This is a genomic window from Pseudobutyrivibrio ruminis DSM 9787, assembly GCF_900218035.1.
GTDB lineage: Bacteria > Bacillota > Clostridia > Lachnospirales > Lachnospiraceae > Pseudobutyrivibrio > Pseudobutyrivibrio ruminis.
Genome location: NZ_OBMR01000005.1, coordinates 111,302 through 138,278, shown reverse-complemented (window position 1 = coordinate 138,278; position 26,977 = coordinate 111,302). Strand labels below are relative to the sequence as shown.

Here is a 26,977-nt window from a genome sequence, read left to right as displayed (position 1 = left end):
AGGAATATATATGAAAATAGGCATCTGTACAGATAGAATTGAAGATTCGTATACTTATATGAAAAGTGGAGAAATATTTTTTTCTCCACTTTTTGAAATGTTTGCAGCTATGCATGTTATTTGCAATCCTGAACATCATACGGCGAGACTTCATTGGTGGGAGCGCGTGAAAGAAATAGTAGATGAGCAGCTGGTTTCTGATATAAGGGAATTGTCTGAGTGTACAAATCAGTGGTTTGCACCTATGGATTTTGTCACATTCGACACGTACCCGGTGAGGGATATGAATATTGAGGAAGCGCTAACCACGCTAGAAGGTTATTCAATCAATAAATGGAAAAAGGTCTTTAGTGATAATGGCACCAGCGTGACGCCTACACAAAAGCAGAAAATCATCAATGTATCAAGACGATTTTATGAATCCTACTTTTATCAGGAAATAATTATTTTGGAGCCCCTTATGAATACAGCCCTTAAGAAAATGCTTAAGGCCTGGGAGGCAGAGGGGATTGCAAAATCATTATCACATATTCATGAGAGATTAAAGGTAAACGAGAGTGGGATTGTATTTGTTAAAAATAGAGAGTTTCACTTTAAATATGATGAGATAAATAAGATTTTCGTGACTGGCAGCGTATTTTTAAGTCCGCATCTGATTATGGGTAGCGACAACAATTTATCTCTTCAGACAGTGAAGCATTTTTATGCGGAGAATGTGCAGACATGTCCTCCAGAGGAACTAGTGCGGCTATACAATGGTCTTGCTGATGGTACCAGATTACAGATTCTGAGAATTATAAAGCATCGTCCAGACACCACCCAAAATCTTGCCATAAAGCTTGGAATCTCAGAGGCGGCAGTTTCAAAACAATTGAAAGTGCTAAGCGCAGGTGGACTAGTCACTAAACAAAGAAAAGGAAACTATATGTACTATTCAGTAGCCGAGGAGGCATTAGACTTCTTGACTTATAGGATATATGAATACTTGATGTGATTATGTGTGATTATAATAGCCCTAATCACTAACACAACTATATTTCGCACAATAATCTGTGAGTTTTTTGTGTAGTTAAAGACTATTGGAATCCCATATGTTACAATGAAGCTACAGTTGGGGAGTATCTTGTAAAAGGAGGCTAGGTATGAAATTTTATGTATGTGAGGTTTGCGGCAATTTTGTTGGTATGATTAAGGAGTCCGGTGCTCCAATGTCATGTTGTGGTCAGAAGATGAAGGAACTTGTTCCTGGTACATCTGATGGTGCAGTTGAAAAGCATGTTCCTGTATGCAAGGTAGAGGGAAATGTGGTGACTGTAGAGGTTGGTTCTGTAGAGCATCCAATGGCTCCAGAGCACTACATTGAGTGGATTGCTATCGAAACAAAGCAGGGAGCTCAGAGAAAGGTCCTCGAGCCAGGTCAGAAGCCATGCGCTCAGTTCGCTCTTACAGATGGCGATTCAGTGGTTGCAGCTTATGCATATTGCAACTTACACGGATTATGGAAATCATAATGTTAATAAAAGCAAAGAGCTTTGGAGATAATCCAAAGCTCTTTTTTTATTAAAACAATCCATCAACTATTTTCATTATTCTATGAAGGTTTTGAATATCTGTATCCACATCACCGGTCTCTAAAGAGTGGTTTGCATCTGGAATGACGGCATATGTGATGGAAAGCTCATCACAAAGCTGAACACACATATCAGTATCGCAAAGAGGATCCTCGCTTCCGTGGAAGACAAAGCCTTCACAAGCATTGATATAGGCGAAAGTCATTTCGATTGGTGTGAAAACTATGCTTTCTGCGTCGATGCCGTAGTCAAAGGCGTATTTGGCAGCGATGGCTGTACCGATGCTTTTGCCGATGAAGATTACATTATCATAGGAAGAAAAGTCGACATCCTTTAATTGCTCCACAACCTGCGCCAAAGCTTCATTGATTGCAGCTTCAGCCTGCAAGGCATCTGTCTTAATAGAATTCAAATCTTTAGAAAAAGTGTATTTAACTTCTTTTATTTCATAGCCATGATTCTTGGCAAGCTTTTTTGAATAGTATAAAAGTGGCTTATCTGAGTGATATCCAACTCCTGGAAATATTACAGCTAAATTCTTATCCATAGTGTTCCTTTCATTAATAAGAAAAATTCTACGAATCTATTATAGCAATCAAAAGTCCTTAGAAAAACCTAAAAAACACAAAACCTGTACCGATTTGTTCACATTGCAATCATGTTGCGCACACTTGACGGGATTAATATACCGCTAAATGATACAGAAGTAGCAACAGATAGGAGCGAATTATGGAAAAGAGGTACAGGCATGAATGGAAACACGCTATTACCTATGCTGACTTACTTGCCATACGGCAGAGGATGTCGGTAATAGCCACACCTGATCCACATACAATCGACGGAAAATATCTTATACGAAGTCTTTATTTTGACAATCTGGATGACAAGGCTCTTCGTGAAAAAGTGGACGGCGTGAATATGCGAGAGAAATTTCGCATAAGGTATTACAACTTCGACACAAGAATTATTCACCTTGAAAAGAAAAGTAAATTAAATGGTTTGGGAACCAAATACAGCGCTCCATTAACACCAGAGGAAGCACAAAAAATTGTTGATGGAGATATTGATTGGATGATTGATTCCCCACATTCCCTTATTCAGGAGCTGTATTGCAAGATGAGATATCAGGGAATGAAACCTATGACAATTGTTGATTACACCAGAGAGCCATTTATTTATGGGCCTGGAAATGTAAGAGTAACGCTGGATTATGACATTAGAACAGGGCTGAATAAGACGGATTTTTTAAATCCGGAGTGTGTAACAATTCCAGCAGGAGATGCCCCGATTATTCTGGAAGTGAAATGGGATGCATATCTACCAGCAATCATTAGAGATGCAGTTCAAACCCCAGGAACTAGAGTACAGGCATTTTCAAAATATGCACAGTGTAGGATTTATGGTTAAGGATAGAAGGAGTGAAGATTATGACATTTAGCGATATTTTTAAATCAAGCTTTTTAAGCAATGTAACAAGTGTAACTGTTTTAGATATGGTAATAGCTATGGCATTATCATTTGCAATTGGTTTATTTATTTTCTTTATTTATAAGAAGACATACGCAGGAGTTATGTACTCATCAAATTTCGGAGTGACTTTAGTAGCTCTTACAATGATTGCAACCTTCGTTATTTTGGCAGTAACCAGTAACGTAGTTCTTTCGTTAGGTATGGTCGGTGCCTTATCAATCGTTCGTTTTAGAACAGCAATCAAGGAGCCTCTTGATATTGCTTTTCTATTCTGGGCAATTGCAGCAGGTATTGTACTTGCGGCAGGAATGATTCCACTTGCAGTATTTGGTAGTGTGATCATCGGCGTGATGATTACCGTATTTGCGAATCGTAAATCAAATGTTAATCCATATATTGTAGTTCTTCGCTGCGAGGATTCTCTTACAGAGAAGGAGGCAATGCAGTATTTAAACGAGAAGACAACTAAGTGTGTGGTTAAGAGCAAGACTGCTAGAAAGGGTGAAATCGAACTGAATCTTGAAATCAGACTCAAGGAAGATAACACAGATTTCATTAACGAGTTATCAGATATGACAGGAGTGGAAAGTGCAGTACTTGTAAGCTATAACGGCGATTACATGGGATAAGGAGGACAGATTATGTCAACTAATAAAAGAATTGACATCATCTGCGTAGTGGTCTTGATACTGGCCATCATCCTTACAGTGTTGTTTATGAACGGTGAGAAGCTTGGACTTACAGTGGTGGTTGATGAGGATTCAGAAACAACCACCACATCGTCATATTTTACAACCAATGACATGGATGGGGACTGGAATACCTCCGAGGCGACAATTATTACATTAGAAGGAGACGACATAACTGTTTCGGGGTCAGGAGCTTATGTAAATGATGGCAGTGTGTATATTGCACAGTCGGGTTATTACGTGGTAAGCGGAGAGCTTACAGATGGAAGTATTGTTGTTGCTGCTGAAGACTACTCAAAGGTATGGATCATGCTTGATGGGGTAGATATTTACTGCGAAGATGATGCAGGAATTATCGTAGAGCAGGCAGATAAGGTATTTTTAACTTTGGCAGAAGGCTCTGAAAACACAATTGAGACAGGTAGCGAGTATTCCGAAGAAGCAGTTGAAGATGATAGAGATGGAGCGATTTTCTCCCACGATGATTTGACTATAAATGGAAGTGGTAGCTTGACTGTTACAACCGGCTATTCACATGGCATTGTTTCAAAGGATGATTTGATTATTACTGGTGGAACAATCACCGTGACAGCTCCTGGTGATGGCTTGAAAGCAAATGATGCTCTGAATATAACAGATGCAGATATTACTATTGATGTTGAAGATGACGGCATCACTTGCGATACCAGTGTATACATTGGCGGAGGCGCAATTCTCATAAGCAATTCCTATGAAGGAATTGAAGCAGTCAATGTTGAAATAGAAGATGGAGATATCACTATCTATTCAACAGATGATGGCATAAATGCTAATGGAGGTTCGACAGAAGATGAAGAAACATACATTAGTATAAGTGGTGGAACACTAAGAATATTTAATGAAGGTGGTAATGACGCAGATGGCATTGATTCTAACGGTGATATTCGTATATCAGGTGGTACGATCTTTGTAAGTCTAACTGATGGCGGAATGAATAACGCGATTGACTACGCAAGTGAAAATGGTGGTGTTGCAGTAATCACAGGAGGAACAATTATTGCTGCTGGAAGTAGCGGTATGGCAGAATCCTTTGATAGTACATCCACACAGGCATCTATACTTTACACAACTAGCGCTTCTATGGAAGCTGGAACTACAGTTTCGGTTGTAGATGCAGATGGAAATGAAATTATTTCATGGGAAGTTCCATATAGCTTCTCTTCAATTAATATTAGTAGTCCGGATTTAACTGTAGGTGAAACTTATACAATCTGCGTAGGTGATGAATCCGAGACAGTTACACTTGAAGATGTGGTAACTACTGCAGGAGAGGCCACAGCAGGTGGCATGGGCCAAATGGGTGGCATGGGCCAAATGGGTGGATTTGGAAAAGGAAATCGTGTACAATACCCCTAACATTTATAGTGAATGATTAGGAGACATAATTAAAATGAAAGAAAACGTAGTTCTAATTGGTATGCCAGGTGTTGGCAAAAGTACTTTGGGTGTTGTATTGGCAAAGGAACTGGGATTTGAATTCGTAGATGCGGATTTACTTATCCAGAAGCGTGAAAAGCGTTTGCTTAAGGAGATTATTGCTGAAGAGGGTGTGGAAGGTTTTCTTAAAATAGAAAACGATGTGAATGCCAGCATTTCATCCGCAAAAACAGTCATTGCAACTGGTGGTAGTGTTATCTATGGTGCAGAGGCAATGGAGCACCTAAAGGAAATTGGAACTGTAGTTTATCTTAAGCTTGATTATGAAACACTTGATAGTCGCCTCGGCAGCCTAAAGGGCCGTGGGGTTGTGCTAAAAGATGGTCAGAATCTTAAGTCTCTTTACGACGAAAGAATTCCCCTTTATGAAAAATATGCAGATGTGACCGTAGATGAGGGCGGCCTCGGCCTCGAGGAAACACTTGATGCGGTTATGAAAAAAGTTTCGGAAACCTAGGTTTCCGAAACTTTTTTGTAGCCAGTTTTTACAAGCCACTTCTGGTCGATAATCTTTACTTCGTCTCCGAAGGCTATGTGAAGTCTCACAGATGATGGCTGCTTTTCAATTTCTTTGACTGTTCCCTCTCCAAATTTTGGATGAGAAACAACATCGCCTACTTCATATCGTATTTTCGAATTTTCCATATTTTTGTAAGCGCGCTGTGTGCGATAAGTATCAAGCATCTGAACCTGCTTGTGGTCTACTGTAGGGCGCTTTAAAACTGAATCATAGTCTACCTTTTTAAGGCTCTGGCCTTCTACGTAGTAATCTGCAGGGATGGCGCCGATAAGGCTGCAGCAGTATTTCCATGCGCTGCCGTGAACTCCTGGCTGCCATGTGTATTCGCTTGGGATGCTGATGTGACGTGTCATGTAGTGTGCATATTCATGCTTATATAAATTGATTCGATCGGACTTTGAAAGCTGCTCATTTAAGCAGAAGCCGATGAAAAATAGTGAAAACTGGAATTGTTCTTCATCATCATATGAAGGTGGAAGATAAGAACCAAGGGCCTTTTCGTCCATTCCAAATGTGATTGGAACTTCTGCACCGTGGAGCCCCAGCTTGTGATCTAAAACTGAGTACAATGCAGTGATTTCTGCACGAAGAACAGGTTCTTCATCGTGCAACATTTTAAACATTTCTTTCTTTGTCATTATGTCTCCTTAAAACTCGATATAACTTTATACAGAAGGATAGTATAGCAACTGAAATTGAAATTTACAATTATCAAAGATGATAAATTTGTTAATTTTACAATATTTATTTGACTTTGAAAAAGGCCGATATTACTATAAAACTATAAAGGGAATTATGCACAAAATTCTGCGTTAGGAGATTAAATATATGAGAAGAGCAATCAACGTTTCAAAGAAAATATTGGCATTTTCGCTAGCCGTATTTATGGGGGTGGCGGTTCTTGGTTTGTCATTGCAGGCAGACGCTGCTAAAAAGAAGTCATCAAGCACATATGCGGATGGCGATGATATAGCTTTTGGAACCCTAGATGGGCACATAATTAACTGGACTATCCTCAAATACGACGATACTACAAAGGTTGCATTGATTGTCTCAAGAAAGACTCTTCATTCAAACTCAGTTATTGCATATAGAGATTCTATTAACAAGATGTATAACGATTCTAAGACAAGTGCTGGATATGTTAGATGGGAAGACAACTACTGGAGAGGCTGGTTAAATCAGATTTTCTATGATCAGTGCTTTACAGATGCTGAAAAAGCTACTATTCAAAAGACTTCTCTTACAGAAGAAGCTGCTCAGGCAAGTCTTATGAATTTTTATCACGACACTACTTTGGATGCATACTACCTTGCAGGAAATGTAAAGAACTCGCTTAATATGAATATTTACAATAATCAGAGTACAACTTCTGATTACATATTCTTCCTTTCTTCTGATGAGTATACAGAGTACAAGGAGACTATGAAATATGAGAGCAACAACACATGGCCTCTCAGAACAAATGCTTATGATGATCCAGCTCAGGGATTGTTTGTCAGCGACTCAAAGAAGCTTATTGAAAGAAAATATTACTATTTAGGTGATGGAATTAGACCAGCTATGTACGTAAAGCTTGGTAAGACTGACGAGGAAAAGGCTGCGGAAGCAGAAGGAAATACAGATACATCTTCTAGCGATACTATTGTTACTTCTGATAACCAGTCGACAAATAAATCTACAACAGACTCGGCTAAAAAAGAAACATCAAATAATACTACAAGCAATAATACATCATCGAACCAGACAAGTGCAGCAAATAGCTCTAGTAGCGCATCGACATCCACATCTACAGCAAAGGCTACTTCGTCAAAGAAATATGCCAATAATGGTACCAATATAGGAAATATTACTTTGCCAGATGATGCAGCATATTCTATGAGCAATGGCAGCACTGCTCAGGTTGCAATTGACCTTGATTACTTAAATAGTACAGATAAGAAGTATAATATTACTTATAAATCTTCAGATGCCAGTGTGTTCACTGTTGATTCCAATGGACTGATTACATCGGTTGCAAAAGGAACTGGAACATTGACTGTAAGAATGAAGAAATCAAATGGCAAAACTTATACCATGACATGCCGTATTGATGTGACCTAGGAGTAGAGGTGTGACACAGGAAAGATTCCTTAAAAGAAAAATAATAATAAACGATTTAACAGATTTACAGCCTGACTATGAGCCTGGCACTTTGGTGCTGACTAATAGCCAGGCTGTTGTTGATGAGTGCACAGTCAGGCACATACCGGTGGCGGCATACGAAGATGAGGGGGCACAGCCTATCCACTGCTCCCAGGTACTGATTGATGTGGATGAAATAGAAGACGACGATTTTGAAAACATCTACAGACGATGCGCTGGTATACCATGGGATATCGCATATACGAATCGATGCTTCATCAGAGAGTTTGGCATGGATGACCTTGACGACCTCTTTGAATTGTATTCTGAACCACATATGACCGACTATATGGAACCGCTTTTTGAATACGATGAAGAAAAGCAGTACGAGGAAAATTATATAGAATATATTTACAAGCTGTATGGTTTTGGAATGTGGTTGATTTTCGATAGATTCACAGGTAAATTAATAGGTAGAGCAGGTTTAGAAGTGCGGGAAACCTGCGATAGAGAAAACCAGGCGGAAATGGGCTTTGCTATTGCATCCAGCAGATGGAAGCAGGGACTGGCCTATGAGGTTTGCTCAAAGATAATGGAACTGGCTAGGGATGAATATGGGCTCACAAGCTTGATTGCTAGATGTGATCCGGAAAATTTAGCCAGCAGACATTTATTAGAAAAACTCGGTTTCGTTATTGTGGGATACGAAACTGATGGAGATTGTAGGTATTTTAGGGAGATTTTGTAATGGATTTAAAGAATTATCAGCATGAAGTAGTAGTGACTGATGAGGGGCTTCCATTCAAGCTTTTTGCTTTTGAAGGTCAGAATGGAAATTATGTAAGGGAAAAACACTGGCACCGTTCAATCGAGATTTTCGCTGTATGGGAGGGCAGATTGGAATTTACTCTCCAAGAAAAGCGTTTTCCTCTTAACGGTGGCGAGTTTGTTATAGTTAATAGCAACGAGGTTCATAGTATAGCAGCTCCAGATGTTAATAAAACTGTGGTATTACAGATTCCACAGGATACATTTGCGGAGTATTTTACAGATGAGCAGTTTATCTGGTTTTCACATGGAGACAGAGAAACAGACCATCGTGTGTTTACGCTTTTGCAGGAGATGTATCTTATTTATACAAATGGAGAGGAAGCAAACAAGCTTCAGGTTCTTAGCTTATACTATGAGCTTCTTTATATTTTGGTTACAAAATATCGAAAGTTTAATGTTAACGAAGAGATACTTAAAAACAGTAAGCAATTGAAAAAGCTTTCTAATATCACAAGATACATGAAGGACCATTATGCGGAAAGCATTTCTTTGGAATCTATGGCGGAGCAGTTTAATTATTCTCCATCATATCTTTCCAGAATGTTCCAGAAGCATGCCGGAATCAATTTTAAGGATTATCTGCTTGGCATCCGTTTGGAGCATGCAGTCCGGGAATTGGAAGAGACAAATGGCCAGATTGTAGATATTGCTCTGGGAAATGGATTCCCAAATTCAAAGGCATTTTCAAATGCATTCAGAGATAAATACGGAGTACTCCCAAGTGAGTACAGAAGGAGTAATGAATAATAATGGCAAAGAAAGTATATGCAGTCAGAGTAGGTAGAAAGCCTGGAATATATCACACATGGGATGAGGCTAAGGCGCAAGTTGATGGCTTCAAGGGGCCTGTATTTAAGGGCTTTACATCTATGGCAGAGGCGGAGGCCTTTATGAAGGGGGATTCTGTTAGTGGTGGAGCGTCTAAATCTGCAGCTGTAAAAAATGATATTGTGACTGCAGCTGATGCTTTCCAGAATCTTCAAAAGGTAACTGTAGAGGATGGCGGCAAATACAGCATTCTGGATTCCCAGATTAAGGAGCAGTGCATTGACAAGGTGGCACTTATTACAAAAGCCTTCAAGACTGCATTTGCATCGCCAGTTTCTATTGATGATATTAGCGCAAATGAGGATGTAAAGACTTTGATGTCCCGCTATGGATGTGATTTTAACAGTGTTTCATCGGATGTAAATATTGCCTTCGTAGATGGTGGTGGCGATAAAGTGGGCGCCAATTTCGAAAGCACTAGAATTCTCTTTGGCGTAGTTTTCTATAATGCTGAGGATTCTAAATTCAGCTTATACAGATATGCCCTTGAAAGAGGTACAGACTTTGACTGGCTGTTTAGAGCATCAAATGTGGCAGGAGAGGAGCTTGCTGCATTGTTTGCTATGTATATAGCAGCTCGTCTGGGATTGAAACAAATCCACATTTATCAGGATAACAATCTTCCAGCTAAATATTTCTCTGGAGCTTTCAAGAAAATCCATAAGATGGATGACTACATGCTTCAGATATTTATTAATGCCAGTCTTCAATACTTGAAGCAGGGCATGGAAATCAACTTCCTTTATGTGCCATCAGAGCATGCAGCCTACAAAGATAAGGCAAAAGCTACTAAAGGAAAGGCTGTTTACGAATCTCAGGATATACCAAAAGTATCCTTTGAAATGGCAGAATTCCTGAATGGAGTTTCTGATAGATTAGCGGATTATAGGAATTAATGGTATTTTTTAAATACTTTTAAAGTTGGGTATTGATATTTATTTCAATATAGTATATTATAATTTCAGCAGATAGATTTGAAGGGCGAATTCAGATCTAAAATAAAAGAAAAGAGGGAAAATGATATGTTTTGTAGTTCATGCGGTACACAGTTAGAAGAAGGTACATTATTTTGTCCAAACTGCGGTAATCCTGTAGCTCAGGCAAATGATACAGCTCAGACACAGGCAGAGGCTAGTGCAGCACAGGCTAGCGCTCCAGTTAATCCAGCACCACAGTTTGATGGTTCAACACAGTATTACACACCACAGCCAGTCCTTGGTTTGAAATGGGCACACTTCCTTGGATACTTTGCTTTGTGGGCAGGCGCACTTGTAAATCTTGGTTCAGGTATTTCATTTATCACTGGTTTGATTTACAATGGCGATGCTAGTTTTATTTATGATTACTTCCCAGGACTTCAGGTGTTAAACATTCTTTATGGTGTTTGCTTACTTGGTACAGTTGCTTTGAATGTATTTGCAGCTTTATCTATCATTAAGTGCAAGAAGCAGACAGGATTATTGGTTTGTTTAGTATATTCTGCACAGGTAGTTCTTTCACTTGTTTATGTTGTTGCAGGTTCAATCATCCTTTCTTCATTTGCTGGGGATGCATCAGTTGTTTCATCAGTTATTGTTTCTATCGTTATGACTTTTGTAAACCGTACATACTTCAACAACAGACGCGATGTATATGTTAACTAAATAAATGTCAAAAAATTGACATCACATAGTAAAGATTTAAAAGTCTCCAAAATGTTTTGTTTGATATCATTTGATTATCGAAAACGTTTTGGGGGCTTTATTTTTATGTAAAAGGAGCCGCGTTATTAAAGGAGGGTAATTACAATGAACAACATGCCAAATGTAAAAATTGGTGTAGTAGCAGTTTCTCGTGACTGCTTCCCAGAAAGCTTATCAGTAAACAGAAGAAAGGCACTTATTGAAGCTTATACAAAGAAGTACGGTGCAGATCACATCTATGAGTGTCCAGTTTGTATAGTAGAGAGCGAAATCCACATGGTACAGGCTCTCGAGGATATTAAGAAAGCAGGATGTAACGCACTTTGCGTATATCTTGGAAACTTCGGTCCTGAGATTTCAGAGACACTTCTTGCAAAGCACTTTGAAGGACCAAAGATGTTTATTGCAGCAGCAGAAGAGTCAGGCAACAGCCTTCTTGATGGTAGAGGCGATGCTTACTGCGGTATGCTCAACGCTAGCTACAACTTACAGCTTCGTAACATCAAGGCTTATATCCCAGAGTATCCAGTAGGTGATGCTGAGGATTGCGCTGATATGATTCATGAGTTCGAGCCAATCGCTCGTGCTGTAATCGCACTTTCAGATCTTAAGATTATCAGCTTTGGACCACGTCCACTTAACTTCCTTGCTTGTAATGCACCAATCAAGCAGCTTTACAACCTTGGTGTTGAAATCGAGGAGAACTCAGAGCTTGATCTTTTCGAAGCATTCAATAAGCATGAAGGTGACAGCCGTATTCCAGAGGTTGTTGCAGATATGGAAAAAGAACTTGGCGCTGGAAACAAGAAGCCAGAGGTTCTTGCAAAGCTTGCTCAGTACGAGCTTACACTTAAGGATTGGGTAAGAGATCACAAGGGATATCGTAAATACGTAGCAATCGCTGGCAAGTGCTGGCCTGCATTCCAGACACAGTTTGGTTTCGTTCCTTGCTATGTAAACTCTAGATTAACAGGTGAAGGCATTCCTGTATCTTGCGAAGTTGATATCTATGGATGTCTTTCAGAGTTCATCGGTACAGTTGTTTCAGAAGACATTGTTACACTTCTTGATATCAACAACTCAGTACCAAAGGATATGTACAACGAGGAAATCAAGGGTAAGACAAACTACACACTTCAGGATACATTCATGGGATTCCACTGCGGAAATACATGCTCTAAGAAGCTTGCATTCTGTGAGATGAGAAACCAGAAGATTATGGCTCGTACACTTCCAGAGGAAGTTACAAACGGAACACTTGAAGGCGACATCGCTCCAGGTGAAATCACATTCTACAGACTTCAGTCTACAGCAGACAACATCCTTCGTGCTTACATCGCACAGGGCGAGGTTCTTGATGTACGTACTAAGTCATTCGGTTCAATCGGTGTATTTGCTATTCCAGAAATGGGACGCTTCTATCGTCACTGGTTAATCGAAAAGGGATTCCCACATCACGGAGCAGTTGCATTCGGTCACTATGGAAAGGCTCTCTACGAAGTATTCAAGTACATCGGAGTAGAGGTAGATGAAATCGGATACAACCAGCCAGCAGGCGTACGTTACCCAACAGAGAATCCATTCAGATAATATAAGCAGTGACTGACTTTTAGTCTTTCGTGCTCCCGCAGGGCACCCCTCATACTCGGGCAAGGAAACTCCCCTAAAGGGGCACCCTCCTTCCCCGGCATGATACTTCCCTGCTCGCGCTTGCCAAGGTTATGAGTCAGTCACTATTTTATTTTATAAGGAGATTATAGTTATGTATTATATAGGTGTAGATTTAGGAACATCTGCAGTTAAGCTACTCCTGATGTCAGGGGATGGCGCGATTGCAAAAATAGTTTCAAAGGAATATGACCTTAGCTTCCCACATCCAGGTTGGTCTGAGCAGAAGCCAGAGGATTGGTGGGCTCAGTCTATGGCTGGCTTGAAGGAACTTACAGCAGAGGTTGATAAGACAAAGGTTGCTGGTATTTCTTTTGGTGGTCAGATGCATGGTCTTGTAACACTTGATGCAGATGACAATGTTATTCGTCCTGCAATTCTTTGGAATGACGGACGTACAGGAAAAGAGACAGAATATCTCAACAATGTAATTGGAAAAGATAAGCTTTCTGCCTACACAGCAAATATTGCTTTTGCTGGATTTACAGCTCCAAAGATTCTTTGGATGCAGGAAAATGAGCCAGACCTTTGGGCTAAGGTAGCAAAGATTATGCTTCCAAAGGATTACTTGGCATACAAGCTTTCTGGAAGCTTCTGCACAGATTATTCTGATGCCAGTGGTATGCTTTTACTTGATGTTAAGAATAGATGCTGGAGCAAGGAAATGATGGATATTTGCCATGTTTCTGAGTCTCAGCTTCCTAAGCTTTATGAGAGCTATGAAGTAGTTGGCACAATTAAGCCAGAGGTTGCAGCAGAGCTTGGCTTTACAAATGATGTAAAGATTATCGCAGGTGCTGGTGACAACGCTGCCGCTGCTGTTGGTACAGGTACAGTTGGAGAGGGCAAGTGCAATCTTTCAATTGGTACTTCTGGAACAATCTTTATCTCAAGCAAGAACTTTACAGTAGACCCAGCAAATGCACTTCACTCATTTGATCATGCAGATGGTGGATATCATCTTATGGGCTGTATGCTTTCAGCAGCATCTTGCAATAAGTGGTGGATGGATGAAATCCTCAAGACAAAGGATTATCCAGCAGAGCAGGCTGGTATCAAGAACCTTGGGGAGAATCGTGTATTCTATCTTCCATACCTTATGGGAGAGCGTAGCCCTCACAACAATCCAGATGCACGTGCTATGTTCATCGGCATGTCTATGGATACAACACGTGAGGATATGACACAGGCTGTTCTTGAAGGCGTAGCTTTTGGCCTTCGTGATTCACTTGAGGTTGCACGCAGCCAGGGTATCATTATTGAGCGAAGCAAGATTTGCGGTGGCGGTGCAAAGTCTCCATTATGGCAGCAGATTATTGCATCAGTTATGAATCTGAAGCTTGATATTTTGGAGAATGAGGAAGGCCCAGGACTTGGTGGCGCAATCCTTGCAGCAGTAGGATGCGGCGAGTACGCTACTGTAGAAGAGGCTTGTGATAAGCTTGTAAAGGTAAAGACAACAGTAGAGCCTGATCCAGAATTAATTCGTAAATACGAAGAGAGATATCAGGAATTCAAGAAGCTTTATCCTACAGTAAAGAGTTTATTCTAATAAATAAGGCGCTAGCATAGGAGCTAGCGCTTTTTATTTATATTGACATATAACAAAAAAGAGCATCGCATTTGCGATGCTCTTAGCAGTTCCTAGCGGAATCGAACCGCTGTTTTCGCCGTGAGAGGGCGACGTCTTAACCGCTTGACCAAGGAACCATATGTCCTAACGACAAGACATATAATACTATGGCCCAGCCCCTAAGTCAAGAGAAAACCCACAATTTTTTTAAATTCAGAATTATTCGAAAATTAAGACAATACAGAACAATATTTTGATTATGTTGCGCCCAACAAGTGTCAGAAAAATGCATAAAAAAATGCTCAAAACATTGCCTTGTTTGTGCAAAACTATTAAAATATTATCTATAAATAAAGTGTGTTGTTTATTTACAGAAGGAGATAAAAGAAGAAAGTTAGGGGGGATAATATGGCTCAGACAAGTATGCTAGCTATGATTCTAGCAGGTGGTCGTGGTAGCCGTCTGCATGAGTTAACCAAGAAAGTTGCTAAACCAGCCGTTGCTTACGGTGGAAAATATCGTATTATCGATTTCCCACTTAGTAACTGTGCTAATAGTGGAATTGATATCGTAGGTGTTTTGACACAGTATGAATCTGTTTTGCTAAATAGTTATGTTGCGGCAGGTGGAAGATGGGGATTGGACACAAAGGATAGTGGTGTTTTTGTCCTTACACCTAGAGAGAAGGCAGACTGTGGCCTTGATGTTTATAGAGGTACTGCAGATGCCATATCTCAGAATATCGATTTTATCGATGCTTATGATCCAGAGTACATTTTGGTACTATCTGGGGATCATATTTATAAAATGAATTATGATAAGATGCTTTCTTTCCATAAGGAAATGGGGGCAGATGCTACAATAGCTGTTCGTGGTGTGCCAATGAAAGAGGCAAGTCGATTTGGCATCATGAACACAGATGACAACCGAAGAATCATCGAGTTTGAGGAAAAGCCAGAGAAACCAAAGAGCAATCTGGCGTCTATGGGTATTTATATCTTCACATGGAAAACTATGAGAAAGCTTCTGATAGAGGATATGAAGAATCCTGACTCAAGCCATGATTTTGGTAAGGACATTATTCCGGTAATGTTAAATGGAGATAAAAAGCTTTATGCCTATGAGTTCTCAGGTTATTGGAAGGATGTTGGAACTATTGATTCCCTTTGGGAAGCCAATATGGATCTTCTGGATAGCGACAATGAGCTTAATCTGGATGATACATCATGGAAGATTTACACAGAAGATACAGGAATCATTCCACAGTACATTGCTTCTTCGGCAAAAATCGATGGGGCATATATCAACCAGGGTGCTCACATAGGTGGAGAGGTATCCAGGTCAGTTATCTTTTCAAATGTGAAGATTGCACCTGGTGCAAAGGTAATAGATTCAGTGCTTATGCCGGGGGCTATTGTTGAAGAAGGAGCCACTGTCACAAGAGCTCTTGTGGCTGAAAACATTAGAATAGGAAAGAACGCCAAAGTAGGAAATAAGAAGAGCGAGGAAATCCTTCTTGTTGCAAAAAATGTAAAGGGGGAGGATTAATATGGCAAACAAAGCATTTGGCGTGATTAATTCCGCCGCAAACTATATCAGAGTAGAAGGTCTTCATGACTACAGACCAATTGGCGCTTTCTCATTTCTGGGAAGATTTCGAGTTATCGATTTTCCTATCTCAAATATGAGCAATAGCGGTATAAATCGTATACACGTATATTTGAACAGTAGACCACGTTCCATTGTTGAACATATCGGTGATGGACGCCACTACAATATCAATTCAAAACGAGGCAACATCCAGTTGTTATTTACACAGAATAATGGTCACAGTTCTATCTACAACACAGATATTAATGCCTATCTGGAAAACCTGGAGCAGATAGAGCGCATGCCTCAGGACTATGTAATCGTGGCTCCTAGCTACATGATTTACAAACAGGATTATCAAAAGCTTTTAGACGAGCATGTGGCATCTGGAACAGATATTACCCTGCTTTATCATAAGGTAGACCAGGCGAAGGAATACTACAGAGCATGTAATGTGGTTACCTTGAATAAGCAAAAGGGCGTACAGTCTTTGGAACGCAACATGGGTACAGCTAAGGAAAAGCTTATCAGCATGGACACCTATGTAATGTCGAAAGAAATATTTGTTGATTTGATTAAAAAGGCCAAGAAAGAATCATCAGCATATTCTCTTGCGGACATGATTGCATTAGCGTGCGAGACACTGGATGTGAGAGGCTACCAGCACAAAGGATTCTTTGCAGCAATAACAAGCTTGGATGACTACTACAGGGCAAATATGGAGATGCTTGAATATGCAACGGCAATGGACTTTTTCACAAGCGATTGGCCATTCTACACCAAGACAACAGACGCTTGCCCAACCCAATATTTCCACGGAGCAAGTGTTACCAATTCAATGGTATGTAATGCCGGCTTGATAGAAGGTACAGTTGAAAATTCCATTATCGGACGAAATGTTCATATTGGAAAAGGGGCAGTAGTTAGAAACTCAATTATTCTTTCCTACGCTGATATTGGAGATGGAGTTTATATCGAAAATGCGGTAGTGGATAAATGGGTTGAGGTGAAGAAAATCAAGAAGATTGTATCAGAATCTGTCACCCCTACATATGTAAAACGTAATGATAAACTTTAATTAAAAGCGAGTCAGTCTAAACTAACAGACTGGCTCGCCTTTTTTTTATAGATGTGGTAAAGTATTTCTGTAGTTTTTCGAAAAGATAATTTTGGAGGAAATAAATATGTTACCAGAACAGACAATTGAATTTAGATATGACACACAGCTTCTTATCGAGGGTGAGGACCTTGATGAGGATGCAATCAACGATTACATCACAGAGAATTTTGTTGGCGACAGCTTACTTGCAGTAGGTGATGAGGAGCTTATCAAGATTCACTATCATACAAATGAGCCATGGAAGGTTCTTGAGTACTGCAGAACACTTGGCGAGATTTACGATATCGTAGTCGAGGATATGGATAGACAGGCTAGAGGTTTACAGGGCTAGGCTGCATCTTCCTGTTAGGTATTTATATGAACGAAAGTTTTGTACTACGAGGAGGCATTGCTTTCTCGGAATCAGAAAAGAGAATAACTACATATTATAGAGGTTATCTTGTTTGTGTGGATGGCATTTGCAAAGGTGCCTTCACAGAGCTCCCTGAGCAGTACAGGGGATTGCAGCTGTATGATTACGGCGAGCGTTTAATCATCCCGGGCATGACTGATTTGCATGTTCATGCACCTCAGTACACATTCCGAGGAATTGGTATGGATGAGGAGCTATTGGAGTGGCTTACCACCTACACATTCCCAGAGGAAGCAAAGTACTCAGATATGGAATATGCTAAAAAGGCATATGGGTATTTTGCAGAGGATTTAAGACGTTGCTTTACAACTCGTGCTGTTGTTTTTGGAACAATGCATAATGAAGCAACTATCAACCTCATGGATCAGCTAGAGGATACTGGTGTGATCACATACGTTGGTAAGGTAAATATGGATAGAAACGGTGGCGAAGGTCTTCAGGAGGAAAGCGCCGAAGCATCCCTCCAGGCAACTATAGATTGGCTTCAAGCCATCGAGGGTCGCTATAAGAACACAAAGCCTATCCTTACACCTCGATTCATCCCATCATGTTCAGATGATTTAATGAGAGGCTTGGGAAAGCTTTCTGCTGAAAGAGATTTGAGAATTCAGTCTCATCTTTCTGAAAATCAGTCAGAGGTCGCTTGGGTAAAGGAATTGGTTCCTGAATCAACTTCCTATGCAAATGCATACGAGCTATTCGATACTATGGGTTCGGCTGAATTACCTACCATCATGGCACACTGTGTATACTCAGGCGAGGAGGAAATGAGCATCCTTAAAAAGCATGGTGCTTACATTGCTCATTGTGCCGATTCCAATATGAACCTTACAAGCGGTATCGCTCCAATCAGAAAGTTTTTGGATGCAGGCATCAAGGTCGGTCTTGGTACAGACGTGGCTGCCGGTTCATCTATGAATATGCTTAAGACAATGCTTATTACATTGCAGGCATCTAAAATGTACTATCGCCTGGTTGATACAGATGTTAAGCCACTTTCTTTTGAAGAGGTTTTCTATCTTGCTACAGCAGGTGGCGGAGAGTACTTTGGCAAGGTTGGTACATTCAAGGATGGATACGAATTCGATGCAGTTGTTATCGATGATAGCAAGATGTATTCAATGAGAGATATGTCCATCAGAGAGCGTATTGAGAGAATGTGTTACAACGATGCCGATGCCATTATTAAGGATAAATTTGTCAAAGGCAAAAAGGTATATTGTTAATTTCTAAAAAGTCTTGAAAAAAGTGTTAAATAAAAGTGTCCAGCATTGACTGGACACTTTTTTTAGGTGTATGGTGAAAACATACGGAGTAAATATCCGGTAAATTGCGTGTCAAACATTTTCTTTATACACATTGCTCAATTTGTATCTTATAATTTTGTGCGAAAGGTATAAAATGGGTGGCATGAGAAAAAATGAATAGGAGGTGTTTTCTTGACTTTAGCAGAAAAGCTTGTAGAAGAGCTAAATTGCGAAGAGGTATTCAGGCTCCATATCGGAGGATTTGATATTCCGATTTATGAATCAGTCGTAGTTACCTGGATCGTAATGGCCGTGCTTATTCTCATAGCCATATTCTTGACTACGGGACTAAAGACACAAAACATCAGTAAAAAGCAGGCATTTGCCGAGCTTATTTACGAGAAACTAAATGCCATTGTTGGTGCAACCTTAGGTGAAGAGGGAAAGGCATATACCGGTTACCTTGTCACAGTACTTTTGTACATTGGTTTATCTAACATCATTGGTTTGTTTGGTTTCAAGTCACCTACTAAGGATGTAAATGTTACAGCAGCACTTGCTCTTATGAGTATTATTTTGGTAGAAGCTGCAGGTATTTATCACAAAGGCATAAAGAAATGGTTGCATTCATTTGTTGAGCCGGTTGCTATAGTAACACCATTTAACATTCTTGATGTATTCACAAGACCATTGTCGTTATGTATGCGACTTTTTGGTAATGTACTTGGTGCGTTTGTTATCATGGAACTTCTCAAAATCGTCGTTCCACCAGTTATCCCTGCTGTATTCTCATTATACTTTGATTTGTTCGATGGATTACTTCAGGCATATGTATTCGTATTCTTAACTTCTTTATATTTAAAGGAAGCTATTGAATAAAGAATCGAAAAGAAAATTTTTATGGTATTTTTAATCAAGTAGAAGAGCCGACTCAAAAAAGATAATGAGCTTGTAGATATCAAGCTCTTATGATTCTCAAGCGAGACATGTAGTCGAGCGGAGAATCTATAAGGCTTGTAATCGTAACAAGCTTACACAGAGTGAATGTCGGCGAGCTTTAGGAGGAAAAATTTTATGAACACTTTAATCGCAGTTGGAGCAGGTATTGCAGTAGTAACAGGTCTTGGTGCTGGCATTGGTATCGGTATCGCAACAGGTAAGGCTTGCGAAGGTATTGCACGTCAGCCAGAAGCAGAGAGCAAGATTCAGAAGAACCTTATCTTAGGTTGTGCCCTTGCAGAGGCAACAGCTATTTACGGTTTCGTTATCGCTCTTATGATAATGTTCGTATTGTAATAACAAGTTCTATTAATAATAAAGGATAGGTAATAGATATGATTAACATTCAATTTTGGAGTATTCTTTGGACAGTAGTCAATCTTCTTATCCTGGTTGTAGCTTTCAGAATCTTCTTCTTTAAGCCAATTGGCAAGATCATTGCTAAGCGTCAGGAAGAGGCTGATGAGGTTTATGCAAAAGCTACAGCAAAGGAAAACGAGGCTAATGAACTTGCTGCACAGTATGAGCAGAAGGTAGCAGAGGCTGAGACTGAGAAGAAGCAGATTATTGCGGAAGCAAGAAAGAGCGCTGATGGCCAGTATCAGAAGATATTAGACGATGCTAAGACTGATGCAAAGAACATTCATGATGCAGCAGTTGCAGAGGCTAATCACGAGAAGAGCCAGATCATCGCTAGTGCAAAGAAAGAAATTGCAGATATAGTAGTTGATGCAACTACAAAAGTTGTTGGTAGCAAAACAGGAGCTGATATCGATAGCAAACTGTTTGATGAATTTTTAGGTAAAGCAGGTGAATAAAAGTGACAGAGAAATCTTTAAACTATGCCCGTGACCTACATAGCATAGATAATGCAGAAGCACATTTGCAGTCTGCCGCTTCTATACTAGAGGCTGTACCTGCAATTGGAGAGGAATTATCAGATCCTACAGTAGCAATCGCTAAAAAGCATGTTGTTATTGATAGCATCTTCCCTCATGAAATCCGCAATTTCTTCAAATTGCTATGTGATAACGGAGATTTTGATTTATTTAATGATATTAGAGCTGCATACAAGGAATCTCTTCAGACTAAGACTGAAAAGGTTGACAGAGCGAAGCTTCGCTATGTTACAGCACCTTCTGATGAGCAGCTTGCAGGTATCAAGAAGTTCCTTGCTAAGGAAACAGGCAATGGAGACATTGAGCTTGAATTAGTACAGGACGATTCACTAAAGAGTGGTTTCATTCTTTCAGTGGGTACAAAAGAATATGACTGGAGCGAGCAGGGCCGTATTGAGCAGTTCGCTACAAAGATTAATAAGGCAGTTGGTGTTTCAGCTGTTGATGAGAGCATTCTTTCAATCCTCAGAACAAACGTTGAAGACTTCAAGCTTGAAGCAGAGCAGAAGGAAGTCGGTATCGTTAACTGGGTAGGTGATGGAATTGCCAACGTAGACGGTATTGATCATGCATTCTACGGCGAAATCGTTATTTTCGATTGCGGAGTTAGAGGTATGGTTCAGGATGTTCGCCGCGATGAAGTAGGTGTTATCCTCTTCGGCCGTGATACAGAAATCAAAGAAGGTTCTAAGGTTGTTCGTACAGGTAAGATGGCAGGTCTTCCAGTAGGTAACGGCTTCCTTGGACGTATTGTTGATGCCCTTGGTTCTCCACTTGATGGAAATGGAGAAATCCAGGCAGATGGATTTAGACCAGTTGAGTGTCCAGCTCCAAGTATCGTAGATAGACAGTCTGTTAGCCAGCCAATGGAGACAGGTCTTCTTTCAATCGATTCAATGTTCCCAATTGGTAGAGGACAGCGTGAACTTATCATTGGTGATAGACAGACAGGTAAGACTTCTATCGCTACTGATACAATCATCAACCAGAAGGGCAAGGATGTTATCTGCGTATACGTAGCTATCGGTCAGAAGGCATCTACAATTGCAAAGCTTGTTAACACATTAAAAGAAAACGGTGCAATGGATTACACAATTATCGTCAGTGCTACAGCATCTGATCCAGCACCACTTCAGTATATTGCACCATATTCTGGTACAGCACTTGCAGAGTACTTTATGTATTCAGGCAAGGACGTACTTATCGTTTATGATGATTTATCAAAGCATGCGGTTGCATACCGTGCAATCTCATTGTTGTTAGAGCGTTCACCTGGACGTGAAGCATATCCTGGTGATGTTTTCTACTTACATTCAAGATTATTGGAGCGTTCTGCAAGAATCACACCAGAAGCAGGTGGCGGTTCAATTACAGCTCTTCCAATTATTGAGACTCAGGCTGGTGACCTTTCAGCTTACATTCCTACAAACGTAATTTCTATTACTGATGGTCAGATATTCCTTGAGTCAGAGCTTTTCAACGCAGGTCAGAGACCAGCCGTAAACGTAGGTCTTTCAGTATCCCGTGTTGGTGGTGCTGCCCAGACAAAGGCTATGAAGAAAGCCGCTGGTTCAATTCGTATCGATTTGGCTCAGTACCGTGAGATGGAAGTCTTCACACAGTTCTCATCAGATCTTGATGATGCAACAAAGAAGCAGTTGGCTCATGGTCGTGCCCTTATGGAATTATTGAAGCAGCCTCTTAACAGACCATTCTCAATGGCAGAGCAGGTTATCATTCTTGTAGCTGCAAACGCTCATATCTTTAGTGATGTTGAGCTTTCAAAGCTTAAGAAGTTTAGAGCAGATATGCTTGAGTTCTTTGCAACAGAGCATAGCGCTATTATCAGCCAGCTTGAGTCAACAAAGGATTTGTCAGAGGATATTAAGGCTTCTATTGTTGACGCAGCAGAGGAGTTCAAAAAGAATCAGGAGTAAACCATGGCAAGTACAAAGGAAATCCTAAATAGAATAAATAGTATTCAGGATACAATGAAGATTACAAGAGCCATGTACATGATGTCTTCAATGAAATTGCGTAAGGCAAAGTCAAAGCTTGAAGAGACATTGCCATTCTTTGAAGGAACCCAGAAAGGTATTGCAGAAAATCTTGTTAGAATGCCTAACATCCGACACATCTATTTTGATAACCGTGTTGAGGATGATCAGGAGACCATTAAAAAGCGTGGATTCGTAGTATTTACAGGTGACAAGGGTATGGCTGGTGCATACAACCACAACGCCATCAAATTTGCACTTCAGCGAATCGGAGGCTTATCTAAGGACGAATACAAGCTATTCGTTGTTGGTGAGACTGGTAGAGCGTTTTTTATAAACAATGGATATAACGTAGACGAGAATTTCAGATATTCTGCAAACAATCCTTCAATGCATAGAGCGCGTGTTATTTCCGAGTATCTTATCGATTTATACAACAGAGAAGAGCTTGATAGAATCGATATTATTTACACAAAGATGCTCAATTCTGTTACAGAAGAGACTTGCGTAGAACGTTTGCTTCCTTTAAAAACACACAAGTTTATTAAGGAGCAGGTTCAGGAAATCGAATCTGATACAGAGGGAACAAGTAAAGTAGCTACTGAGATGAAGGAAGGAACAAAACACGTTCACTCAATCAATAACTACGAGCTTGAAGCTTTCAAAGAAGGCGGAGATTCATGGTATCCATTCTATCCATCTCTTTCATCGGTTTTGGAGCATTTGGTACACAACCACTTTACAGCTTTCATCTATGGAGCTTTGGTTGAGTGTTCAGCCAGTGAAGAGAATGCGAGAATGATGGCTATGCAGTCAGCTACTGACAATGCGGAAGCGATTCTTCGAGAGTTATCTATCGAATACAATAGAGTGCGTCAAGCACAGATTACACAGGAAATCACTGAGGTAATCGGTGGTGCGAAGGCGCTTAAAAAGAAAAAAGCTAAAAGGTAAGAGAGGTTAAACATGTCAGAGTTAAAAGGAAAAATCGTCCAGGTTTCAGGACCTGTTGTCGATGTAGAATTTAAAGATAATGACCTACCTGCCATTAGAGATGCCCTATACGTTATGGTAGGGGATGAGAAAAGAGTAATGGAGGTCTCTCAGCACATCGGTTTAGGCGTGGTTAGATGTATCATGCTTGCTCCTTCTGAGGGACTATGTAGAGATATGGAAGTAACTGCTACAGGTACTGGTATTTCTGTACCAGTTGGTGAGCAGACACTTGGTAGACTTTTCAACGTATTAGGTGACACACTTGATAATGGTGAGAAGCTTGATAATGGAGAGCATTGGTGCATCCATAGAGAGCCACCTACATTCGAGGATCAGAGCCCAGTTGTTGAAATGCTTGAGACAGGTATCAAGGTTATCGACTTACTTGCTCCTTATGCTAAGGGTGGTAAGGTCGGACTTTTCGGTGGTGCCGGTGTAGGTAAGACAGTACTTATCCAGGAGCTTATCCATAATATCGCTACAGAGAGCGGCGGTTACTCTATCTTTACTGGTGTAGGAGAGCGTTCTCGTGAAGGTAATGACCTTTGGACAGAAATGGCTGAGTCAGGAGTTCTTGATAAAACAGCCTTAGTGTTTGGTCAGATGAACGAGCCACCTGGAGCACGTATGCGTGTTGCTGAAACAGGACTTACAATGGCTGAGTATTTCCGTGATGTTAAGAATCAGGATGTGCTTTTATTCATTGATAACATTTTCCGTTTCGTACAGGCAGGTTCAGAGGTTTCAGCTCTTCTTGGTCGTATGCCATCAGCCGTTGGTTACCAGCCAACACTTGCAAACGACTTAGGTGAGCTTCAGGAGAGAATCGCTTCTACAAAGAACGGTTCTATCACATCAGTTCAGGCTGTATACGTTCCTGCTGATGACTTAACTGACCCAGCTCCAGCAACAACATTCTCACACTTGGATGCTACAACAGTTCTTTCTCGTAAGATTGTTGAGATGGGTATTTACCCAGCTGTAGATCCACTTGAGTCTACATCACGTATCCTTGAGCCAGACGTAGTTGGTGAGGAGCATTATCAGGTTGCACGTGGAGTACAGGAGATTCTCCAGAAGTACAAAGAGTTACAGGATATTATCGCTATCCTTGGTATGGAAGAACTTTCTGACGAGGATAAGATTACTGTATATCGTGCAAGAAAGGTACAGCGTTTCCTTTCACAGCCATTCTCAGTTGCTGAGAACTTTACAGGTGTTAAGGGACAGTTCGTAACTGTAAAGGATACTATCCGCGGATTTAAGGCTATCCTTAATGGTGAGATGGATGATTATCCAGAAGCAGCATTCTTTAACGTTGGTACAATTGAGGATGTCAAGAAAAAGGCTGCAGATCTTGTAAAGGAGTAGTATATGGCATCATTATTTAATCTTAAAATAATCGCTTGTGATGGCGTGTTTTATGATGGTGACTGCGAAATAATTATTATTCCTAGTCCTGATGGAGAGTCTGCAATCATGAATCATCATGAGATGATGACTGGTGTAGTTTCTGTCGGTGAAATACGCTTTAAAACAGGCGATGGAACATGGCGAAGTGCCATTGTATCTGATGGATTAGTATCTGTTTACAAGGATGGCTCAGTAAAGATGATTGCATATTCTTGCGAGCGTCCAGAAGATATTGATACATACAGAGCTCAGGAAGCTTTAGAGCGTGCTCAGGAGCAGCTTCAGCAGAAACAGAGTATGGTTGAATACCAGATTTCTACTGCAAACATGGCTCGTGCTATGGCTCGATTAAAGGGAGCTAGCAGACACTCATAGCTTTAATATGATTTATAAACACCTCTTTACTAATGTGTTCACTGTTTTGGACACATTTGATAAAGAGGTGTTTTTTTACTTTACTTCGAAAATGCGATATGGTAAAATCCACATTGTTAACATCAAAGTTATAAAGAAAGGAGGGCGTAGTATGACTTGGAAAACAATTAATATGCATCTTACAAAAGGTTCTATTTTTGAAGTTTACGGGGATAGTGCGCCCTTTTTTAAGCGATAGAAACTAATCGTTTTTAACATTGTGCCGCACTATCTCCTTATTCTAAAAAATAGATAAGGAGATTTTTTTATGGAGATTTATAATAAAGAATTAGAAATTCAAGGAAATAATGAGCTTTGTCAAAGCGTTAAAAAGATTAATATAAAAGCACAGCTAGGCAAGATTTATGCTATAGATACTTTTGGGGCATTTATGATTGCAGGTGCTTCATGGGTTGCGCTGCTGGCAGCTCGTGGCTTCTCAACACTGGAGATAGGCTGGTTTGAAAGCTTTTTTCATGTGGTGAGTATGATATGTGAAGTTCCATCAGGCGCTGTGTCAGATGTGTTCGGCCGTAAGAAATCCATGGTGCTTGCGCAGATAATGTCTATGTTATCTGCAATGATAATGATATTCACTGATTCGTTCATCTCAATTGCTTTCGCTATGGGAGTGAGTGCATTGAGCTATAACTTAGCGTCAGGAACTCGCGAGGCATTGGCATACGACAGTATGAAAAAGGCTGGCGTCGAAAAGAATTACGAAGACTTCTTTTCGAAAGATATGATTATTTATGAGATATTCAGTTCCCTGGCTACACTTCTTGCGGGAGTAGCGTTGATGCTAGGGTACCGTAGAGCATATTTGGTTGATATCATCATTGGAAGCGTGGCATTGGTGTTTGCATTATCGCTGACAGAGGTTCATGCTGAAGGCCATGAATCAATGGATGTGGCTGGCAGATTCAAAGAAGTTGCTATTGGCTCAATCAAGTTTTTAAAGGAGAATCGCAAAGCGAGACTGATAATTCTATTTAATGCTGCAATCGGGGCAGTTGCGGTTTTGATAGCCTTCTTCATGCAAGCAAAGCTTCCTGAAGTTGGCTTGAGACCTGTGTTACTTGGTCCAGCTTTGTTTGTTATTGGTCTTTCTGGAGCTCTAGGTTCAAAGACTGTCACATTTTTCAACAAGTTAGGATATAGGACTATTGGTCTTATTTCCTTTTTGGGAGTTGTCCTTGCCTTTGTCTCAGTATTAGTTGGCAATCCATATGTAATGATTGTGGGGGCATGCATTGGTTCTTTTGCAGACAGCTTCATTGAAATCAGATCAGATGTGGTGCTGAACGACATGATTCCATCAGGCCAGAGAGCCACTTTGATGTCAGTAAATTCATTTACCTATTCGGTTATAATGATTCTGTTATCACCGGTATTTGGATGGATTTTCGGATAGAGCTTTAGGTGGAGTCTCCGGGTGAGTTTCAGGGAGAACTTTAG

At 40.3% G+C, this 26,977-nt stretch carries 27 protein-coding genes and 1 tRNA gene; 25 read left to right on the top strand and 3 right to left on the bottom strand.

Annotation, left to right across the window (positions count from 1 at the left end):
• The first annotated feature begins 10 nt into the window (after positions 1–10).
• Together CRN97_RS05610 and CRN97_RS05605 are read left to right on the top strand one after the other, a co-directional pair.
• Complete coding sequence (locus CRN97_RS05610) at positions 11–994, top strand: ArsR/SmtB family transcription factor (RefSeq protein WP_097076167.1); 984 nt, start codon at positions 11–13, stop codon at positions 992–994.
• Between the two features lie 148 nt (positions 995–1,142).
• Complete coding sequence (locus CRN97_RS05605) at positions 1,143–1,511, top strand: desulfoferrodoxin family protein (protein ID WP_044937227.1); 369 nt, start codon at positions 1,143–1,145, stop codon at positions 1,509–1,511.
• A gap of 49 nt (positions 1,512–1,560) precedes the next feature.
• On the opposite strand, the gene CRN97_RS05600 is transcribed toward CRN97_RS05605, so the two are convergent.
• A complete protein-coding gene (locus CRN97_RS05600; RefSeq protein ID WP_097076166.1) occupies positions 1,561–2,118 on the bottom strand; it encodes an alpha/beta fold hydrolase in 558 nt (185 codons plus the stop codon).
• A 182-nt stretch (positions 2,119–2,300) separates the two neighbouring features.
• Between CRN97_RS05600 and CRN97_RS05595 the strand changes: the two genes are divergently transcribed.
• From CRN97_RS05595 to CRN97_RS05580, 4 genes are read left to right on the top strand one after another with little or no spacing between them, the layout of a single operon-like run.
• Positions 2,301–2,978 (top strand): polyphosphate polymerase domain-containing protein, encoded by a 678-nt coding sequence (locus CRN97_RS05595; RefSeq protein ID WP_097076165.1) that lies wholly within the window; start codon positions 2,301–2,303, stop codon positions 2,976–2,978.
• Positions 2,979–2,998: 20 nt separating this feature from the next.
• Positions 2,999–3,670, top strand: a complete 672-nt coding sequence (locus CRN97_RS05590) for a DUF4956 domain-containing protein (RefSeq protein WP_074788716.1) — start codon at positions 2,999–3,001, stop codon at positions 3,668–3,670.
• Positions 3,671–3,682: 12 nt separating this feature from the next.
• Complete coding sequence (locus CRN97_RS05585; RefSeq protein WP_097076164.1) at positions 3,683–5,125, top strand: carbohydrate-binding domain-containing protein; 1,443 nt, start codon at positions 3,683–3,685, stop codon at positions 5,123–5,125.
• Between the two features lie 34 nt (positions 5,126–5,159).
• Positions 5,160–5,663, top strand: coding sequence for a shikimate kinase (locus tag CRN97_RS05580; RefSeq protein WP_097076163.1), 504 nt, complete (start codon positions 5,160–5,162; stop codon positions 5,661–5,663).
• Here the strand turns inward: CRN97_RS05580 and CRN97_RS05575 are convergent.
• Entirely contained in the window at positions 5,660–6,364 is a 705-nt protein-coding gene (locus tag CRN97_RS05575; RefSeq protein ID WP_074788719.1) for a hypothetical protein, read from the bottom strand. The two genes, CRN97_RS05580 and CRN97_RS05575, sit on opposite strands and share 4 nt — an antisense overlap.
• 190 nt (positions 6,365–6,554) lie before the next feature.
• Here CRN97_RS05575 and CRN97_RS05570 point away from each other — a divergent pair, with 190 nt between their 5' ends.
• The 7 genes from CRN97_RS05570 to xylB all read left to right on the top strand — a co-directional run bounded on the left by CRN97_RS05570 (position 6,555) and on the right by xylB (position 14,411).
• Positions 6,555–7,829, top strand: a complete 1,275-nt coding sequence (locus CRN97_RS05570) for an Ig-like domain-containing protein (protein ID WP_097076162.1) — start codon at positions 6,555–6,557, stop codon at positions 7,827–7,829.
• A gap of 10 nt (positions 7,830–7,839) precedes the next feature.
• The gene (locus tag CRN97_RS05565) at positions 7,840–8,598 is read left to right on the top strand and encodes a GNAT family N-acetyltransferase (protein ID WP_097076161.1); all 759 of its coding nucleotides are present in this window, start codon (positions 7,840–7,842) and stop codon (positions 8,596–8,598) included.
• Positions 8,598–9,428 (top strand): AraC family transcriptional regulator, encoded by an 831-nt coding sequence (locus CRN97_RS05560; protein WP_033153513.1) that lies wholly within the window; start codon positions 8,598–8,600, stop codon positions 9,426–9,428. The genes CRN97_RS05565 and CRN97_RS05560 overlap by 1 nt, the downstream gene beginning before the upstream one ends.
• A gap of 2 nt (positions 9,429–9,430) precedes the next feature.
• Positions 9,431–10,405 (top strand): ribonuclease H family protein, encoded by a 975-nt coding sequence (locus tag CRN97_RS05555; protein ID WP_097076160.1) that lies wholly within the window; start codon positions 9,431–9,433, stop codon positions 10,403–10,405.
• A gap of 126 nt (positions 10,406–10,531) precedes the next feature.
• Positions 10,532–11,152, top strand: coding sequence for a zinc ribbon domain-containing protein (locus CRN97_RS05550; protein WP_097076159.1), 621 nt, complete (start codon positions 10,532–10,534; stop codon positions 11,150–11,152).
• Between the two features lie 144 nt (positions 11,153–11,296).
• Positions 11,297–12,781 (top strand): L-fucose/L-arabinose isomerase family protein, encoded by a 1,485-nt coding sequence (locus CRN97_RS05545; RefSeq protein ID WP_097076158.1) that lies wholly within the window; start codon positions 11,297–11,299, stop codon positions 12,779–12,781.
• 172 nt (positions 12,782–12,953) lie between these two features.
• The gene (gene xylB / locus CRN97_RS05540) at positions 12,954–14,411 is read left to right on the top strand and encodes a xylulokinase (protein ID WP_097076157.1); all 1,458 of its coding nucleotides are present in this window, start codon (positions 12,954–12,956) and stop codon (positions 14,409–14,411) included.
• 86 nt (positions 14,412–14,497) lie between these two features.
• Here xylB and CRN97_RS05535 read toward each other — a convergent pair.
• Positions 14,498–14,569, bottom strand: a tRNA-Glu gene (locus CRN97_RS05535).
• 271 nt (positions 14,570–14,840) lie between these two features.
• Between CRN97_RS05535 and CRN97_RS05530 the strand changes: the two genes are divergently transcribed.
• From CRN97_RS05530 to CRN97_RS05470, 12 genes are all read left to right on the top strand, one after another.
• Complete coding sequence (locus CRN97_RS05530) at positions 14,841–15,980, top strand: glucose-1-phosphate adenylyltransferase (RefSeq protein WP_097076156.1); 1,140 nt, start codon at positions 14,841–14,843, stop codon at positions 15,978–15,980.
• Position 15,981: 1 nt separating this feature from the next.
• Positions 15,982–17,100, top strand: coding sequence for a glucose-1-phosphate adenylyltransferase subunit GlgD (gene glgD, locus CRN97_RS05525; protein ID WP_097076155.1), 1,119 nt, complete (start codon positions 15,982–15,984; stop codon positions 17,098–17,100).
• 106 nt (positions 17,101–17,206) lie between these two features.
• Entirely contained in the window at positions 17,207–17,473 is a 267-nt protein-coding gene (locus tag CRN97_RS05520) for a dihydroxyacetone kinase (protein WP_044937250.1), read from the top strand.
• 26 nt (positions 17,474–17,499) lie between these two features.
• A complete protein-coding gene (locus CRN97_RS05515; RefSeq protein ID WP_097076154.1) occupies positions 17,500–18,780 on the top strand; it encodes an amidohydrolase family protein in 1,281 nt (426 codons plus the stop codon).
• Between the two features lie 213 nt (positions 18,781–18,993).
• Positions 18,994–19,680: a F0F1 ATP synthase subunit A gene (locus CRN97_RS05510; protein WP_097076153.1), complete on the top strand. Its 687-nt coding sequence runs from the start codon at positions 18,994–18,996 to the stop codon at positions 19,678–19,680.
• A gap of 195 nt (positions 19,681–19,875) precedes the next feature.
• A complete protein-coding gene (gene atpE / locus CRN97_RS05505; RefSeq protein WP_015548814.1) occupies positions 19,876–20,097 on the top strand; it encodes an ATP synthase F0 subunit C in 222 nt (73 codons plus the stop codon).
• 38 nt (positions 20,098–20,135) lie between these two features.
• Entirely contained in the window at positions 20,136–20,618 is a 483-nt protein-coding gene (gene atpF, locus CRN97_RS05500; protein WP_097076152.1) for a F0F1 ATP synthase subunit B, read from the top strand.
• Positions 20,619–20,620: 2 nt separating this feature from the next.
• Positions 20,621–22,636 (top strand): F0F1 ATP synthase subunit alpha, encoded by a 2,016-nt coding sequence (atpA, locus tag CRN97_RS05495; protein ID WP_044937262.1) that lies wholly within the window; start codon positions 20,621–20,623, stop codon positions 22,634–22,636.
• A 3-nt stretch (positions 22,637–22,639) separates the two neighbouring features.
• Positions 22,640–23,650 carry an ATP synthase F1 subunit gamma gene (gene atpG, locus CRN97_RS05490; protein ID WP_044937265.1) on the top strand — a complete coding sequence of 337 codons (1,011 nt, stop codon included), beginning with the start codon at positions 22,640–22,642 and terminating at the stop codon, positions 23,648–23,650.
• A gap of 12 nt (positions 23,651–23,662) precedes the next feature.
• Entirely contained in the window at positions 23,663–25,063 is a 1,401-nt protein-coding gene (gene atpD, locus CRN97_RS05485; RefSeq protein WP_044937268.1) for a F0F1 ATP synthase subunit beta, read from the top strand.
• Positions 25,064–25,066: 3 nt separating this feature from the next.
• Complete coding sequence (gene atpC / locus CRN97_RS05480) at positions 25,067–25,480, top strand: ATP synthase F1 subunit epsilon (protein WP_044937271.1); 414 nt, start codon at positions 25,067–25,069, stop codon at positions 25,478–25,480.
• Positions 25,481–25,787: 307 nt separating this feature from the next.
• A complete protein-coding gene (locus CRN97_RS05470) occupies positions 25,788–26,933 on the top strand; it encodes an MFS transporter (RefSeq protein ID WP_097076150.1) in 1,146 nt (381 codons plus the stop codon).
• The last annotated feature ends 44 nt before the right edge of the window (positions 26,934–26,977 follow it).

What these genes read in the sequence shown, in the direction of transcription:
- CRN97_RS05590 (WP_074788716.1), top strand. Translation starts at nt 2,999, where the DNA reads ATGACATTTAGCGATATTTTTAAATCAAGCTTTTTAAGCAATGTAACA.
- atpE (WP_015548814.1), top strand. Translation starts at nt 19,876, where the DNA reads ATGAACACTTTAATCGCAGTTGGAGCAGGTATTGCAGTAGTAACAGGT.
- CRN97_RS05555 (WP_097076160.1), top strand. Translation starts at nt 9,431, where the DNA reads ATGGCAAAGAAAGTATATGCAGTCAGAGTAGGTAGAAAGCCTGGAATA.
- CRN97_RS05520 (WP_044937250.1), top strand. Translation starts at nt 17,207, where the DNA reads ATGTTACCAGAACAGACAATTGAATTTAGATATGACACACAGCTTCTT.
- CRN97_RS05570 (WP_097076162.1), top strand. Translation starts at nt 6,555, where the DNA reads ATGAGAAGAGCAATCAACGTTTCAAAGAAAATATTGGCATTTTCGCTA.
- CRN97_RS05550 (WP_097076159.1), top strand. Translation starts at nt 10,532, where the DNA reads ATGTTTTGTAGTTCATGCGGTACACAGTTAGAAGAAGGTACATTATTT.
- glgD (WP_097076155.1), top strand. Translation starts at nt 15,982, where the DNA reads ATGGCAAACAAAGCATTTGGCGTGATTAATTCCGCCGCAAACTATATC.
- CRN97_RS05585 (WP_097076164.1), top strand. Translation starts at nt 3,683, where the DNA reads ATGTCAACTAATAAAAGAATTGACATCATCTGCGTAGTGGTCTTGATA.
- CRN97_RS05545 (WP_097076158.1), top strand. Translation starts at nt 11,297, where the DNA reads ATGAACAACATGCCAAATGTAAAAATTGGTGTAGTAGCAGTTTCTCGT.
- CRN97_RS05580 (WP_097076163.1), top strand. Translation starts at nt 5,160, where the DNA reads ATGAAAGAAAACGTAGTTCTAATTGGTATGCCAGGTGTTGGCAAAAGT.
- CRN97_RS05605 (WP_044937227.1), top strand. Translation starts at nt 1,143, where the DNA reads ATGAAATTTTATGTATGTGAGGTTTGCGGCAATTTTGTTGGTATGATT.
- atpC (WP_044937271.1), top strand. Translation starts at nt 25,067, where the DNA reads ATGGCATCATTATTTAATCTTAAAATAATCGCTTGTGATGGCGTGTTT.
- atpG (WP_044937265.1), top strand. Translation starts at nt 22,640, where the DNA reads ATGGCAAGTACAAAGGAAATCCTAAATAGAATAAATAGTATTCAGGAT.
- atpD (WP_044937268.1), top strand. Translation starts at nt 23,663, where the DNA reads ATGTCAGAGTTAAAAGGAAAAATCGTCCAGGTTTCAGGACCTGTTGTC.
- CRN97_RS05560 (WP_033153513.1), top strand. Translation starts at nt 8,598, where the DNA reads ATGGATTTAAAGAATTATCAGCATGAAGTAGTAGTGACTGATGAGGGG.
- xylB (WP_097076157.1), top strand. Translation starts at nt 12,954, where the DNA reads ATGTATTATATAGGTGTAGATTTAGGAACATCTGCAGTTAAGCTACTC.
- CRN97_RS05610 (WP_097076167.1), top strand. Translation starts at nt 11, where the DNA reads ATGAAAATAGGCATCTGTACAGATAGAATTGAAGATTCGTATACTTAT.
- CRN97_RS05470 (WP_097076150.1), top strand. Translation starts at nt 25,788, where the DNA reads ATGGAGATTTATAATAAAGAATTAGAAATTCAAGGAAATAATGAGCTT.
- CRN97_RS05530 (WP_097076156.1), top strand. Translation starts at nt 14,841, where the DNA reads ATGGCTCAGACAAGTATGCTAGCTATGATTCTAGCAGGTGGTCGTGGT.
- CRN97_RS05595 (WP_097076165.1), top strand. Translation starts at nt 2,301, where the DNA reads ATGGAAAAGAGGTACAGGCATGAATGGAAACACGCTATTACCTATGCT.
- CRN97_RS05575 (WP_074788719.1), bottom strand. Translation starts at nt 6,364, where the DNA reads ATGACAAAGAAAGAAATGTTTAAAATGTTGCACGATGAAGAACCTGTT.
- CRN97_RS05515 (WP_097076154.1), top strand. Translation starts at nt 17,500, where the DNA reads ATGAACGAAAGTTTTGTACTACGAGGAGGCATTGCTTTCTCGGAATCA.
- CRN97_RS05600 (WP_097076166.1), bottom strand. Translation starts at nt 2,118, where the DNA reads ATGGATAAGAATTTAGCTGTAATATTTCCAGGAGTTGGATATCACTCA.
- atpF (WP_097076152.1), top strand. Translation starts at nt 20,136, where the DNA reads ATGATTAACATTCAATTTTGGAGTATTCTTTGGACAGTAGTCAATCTT.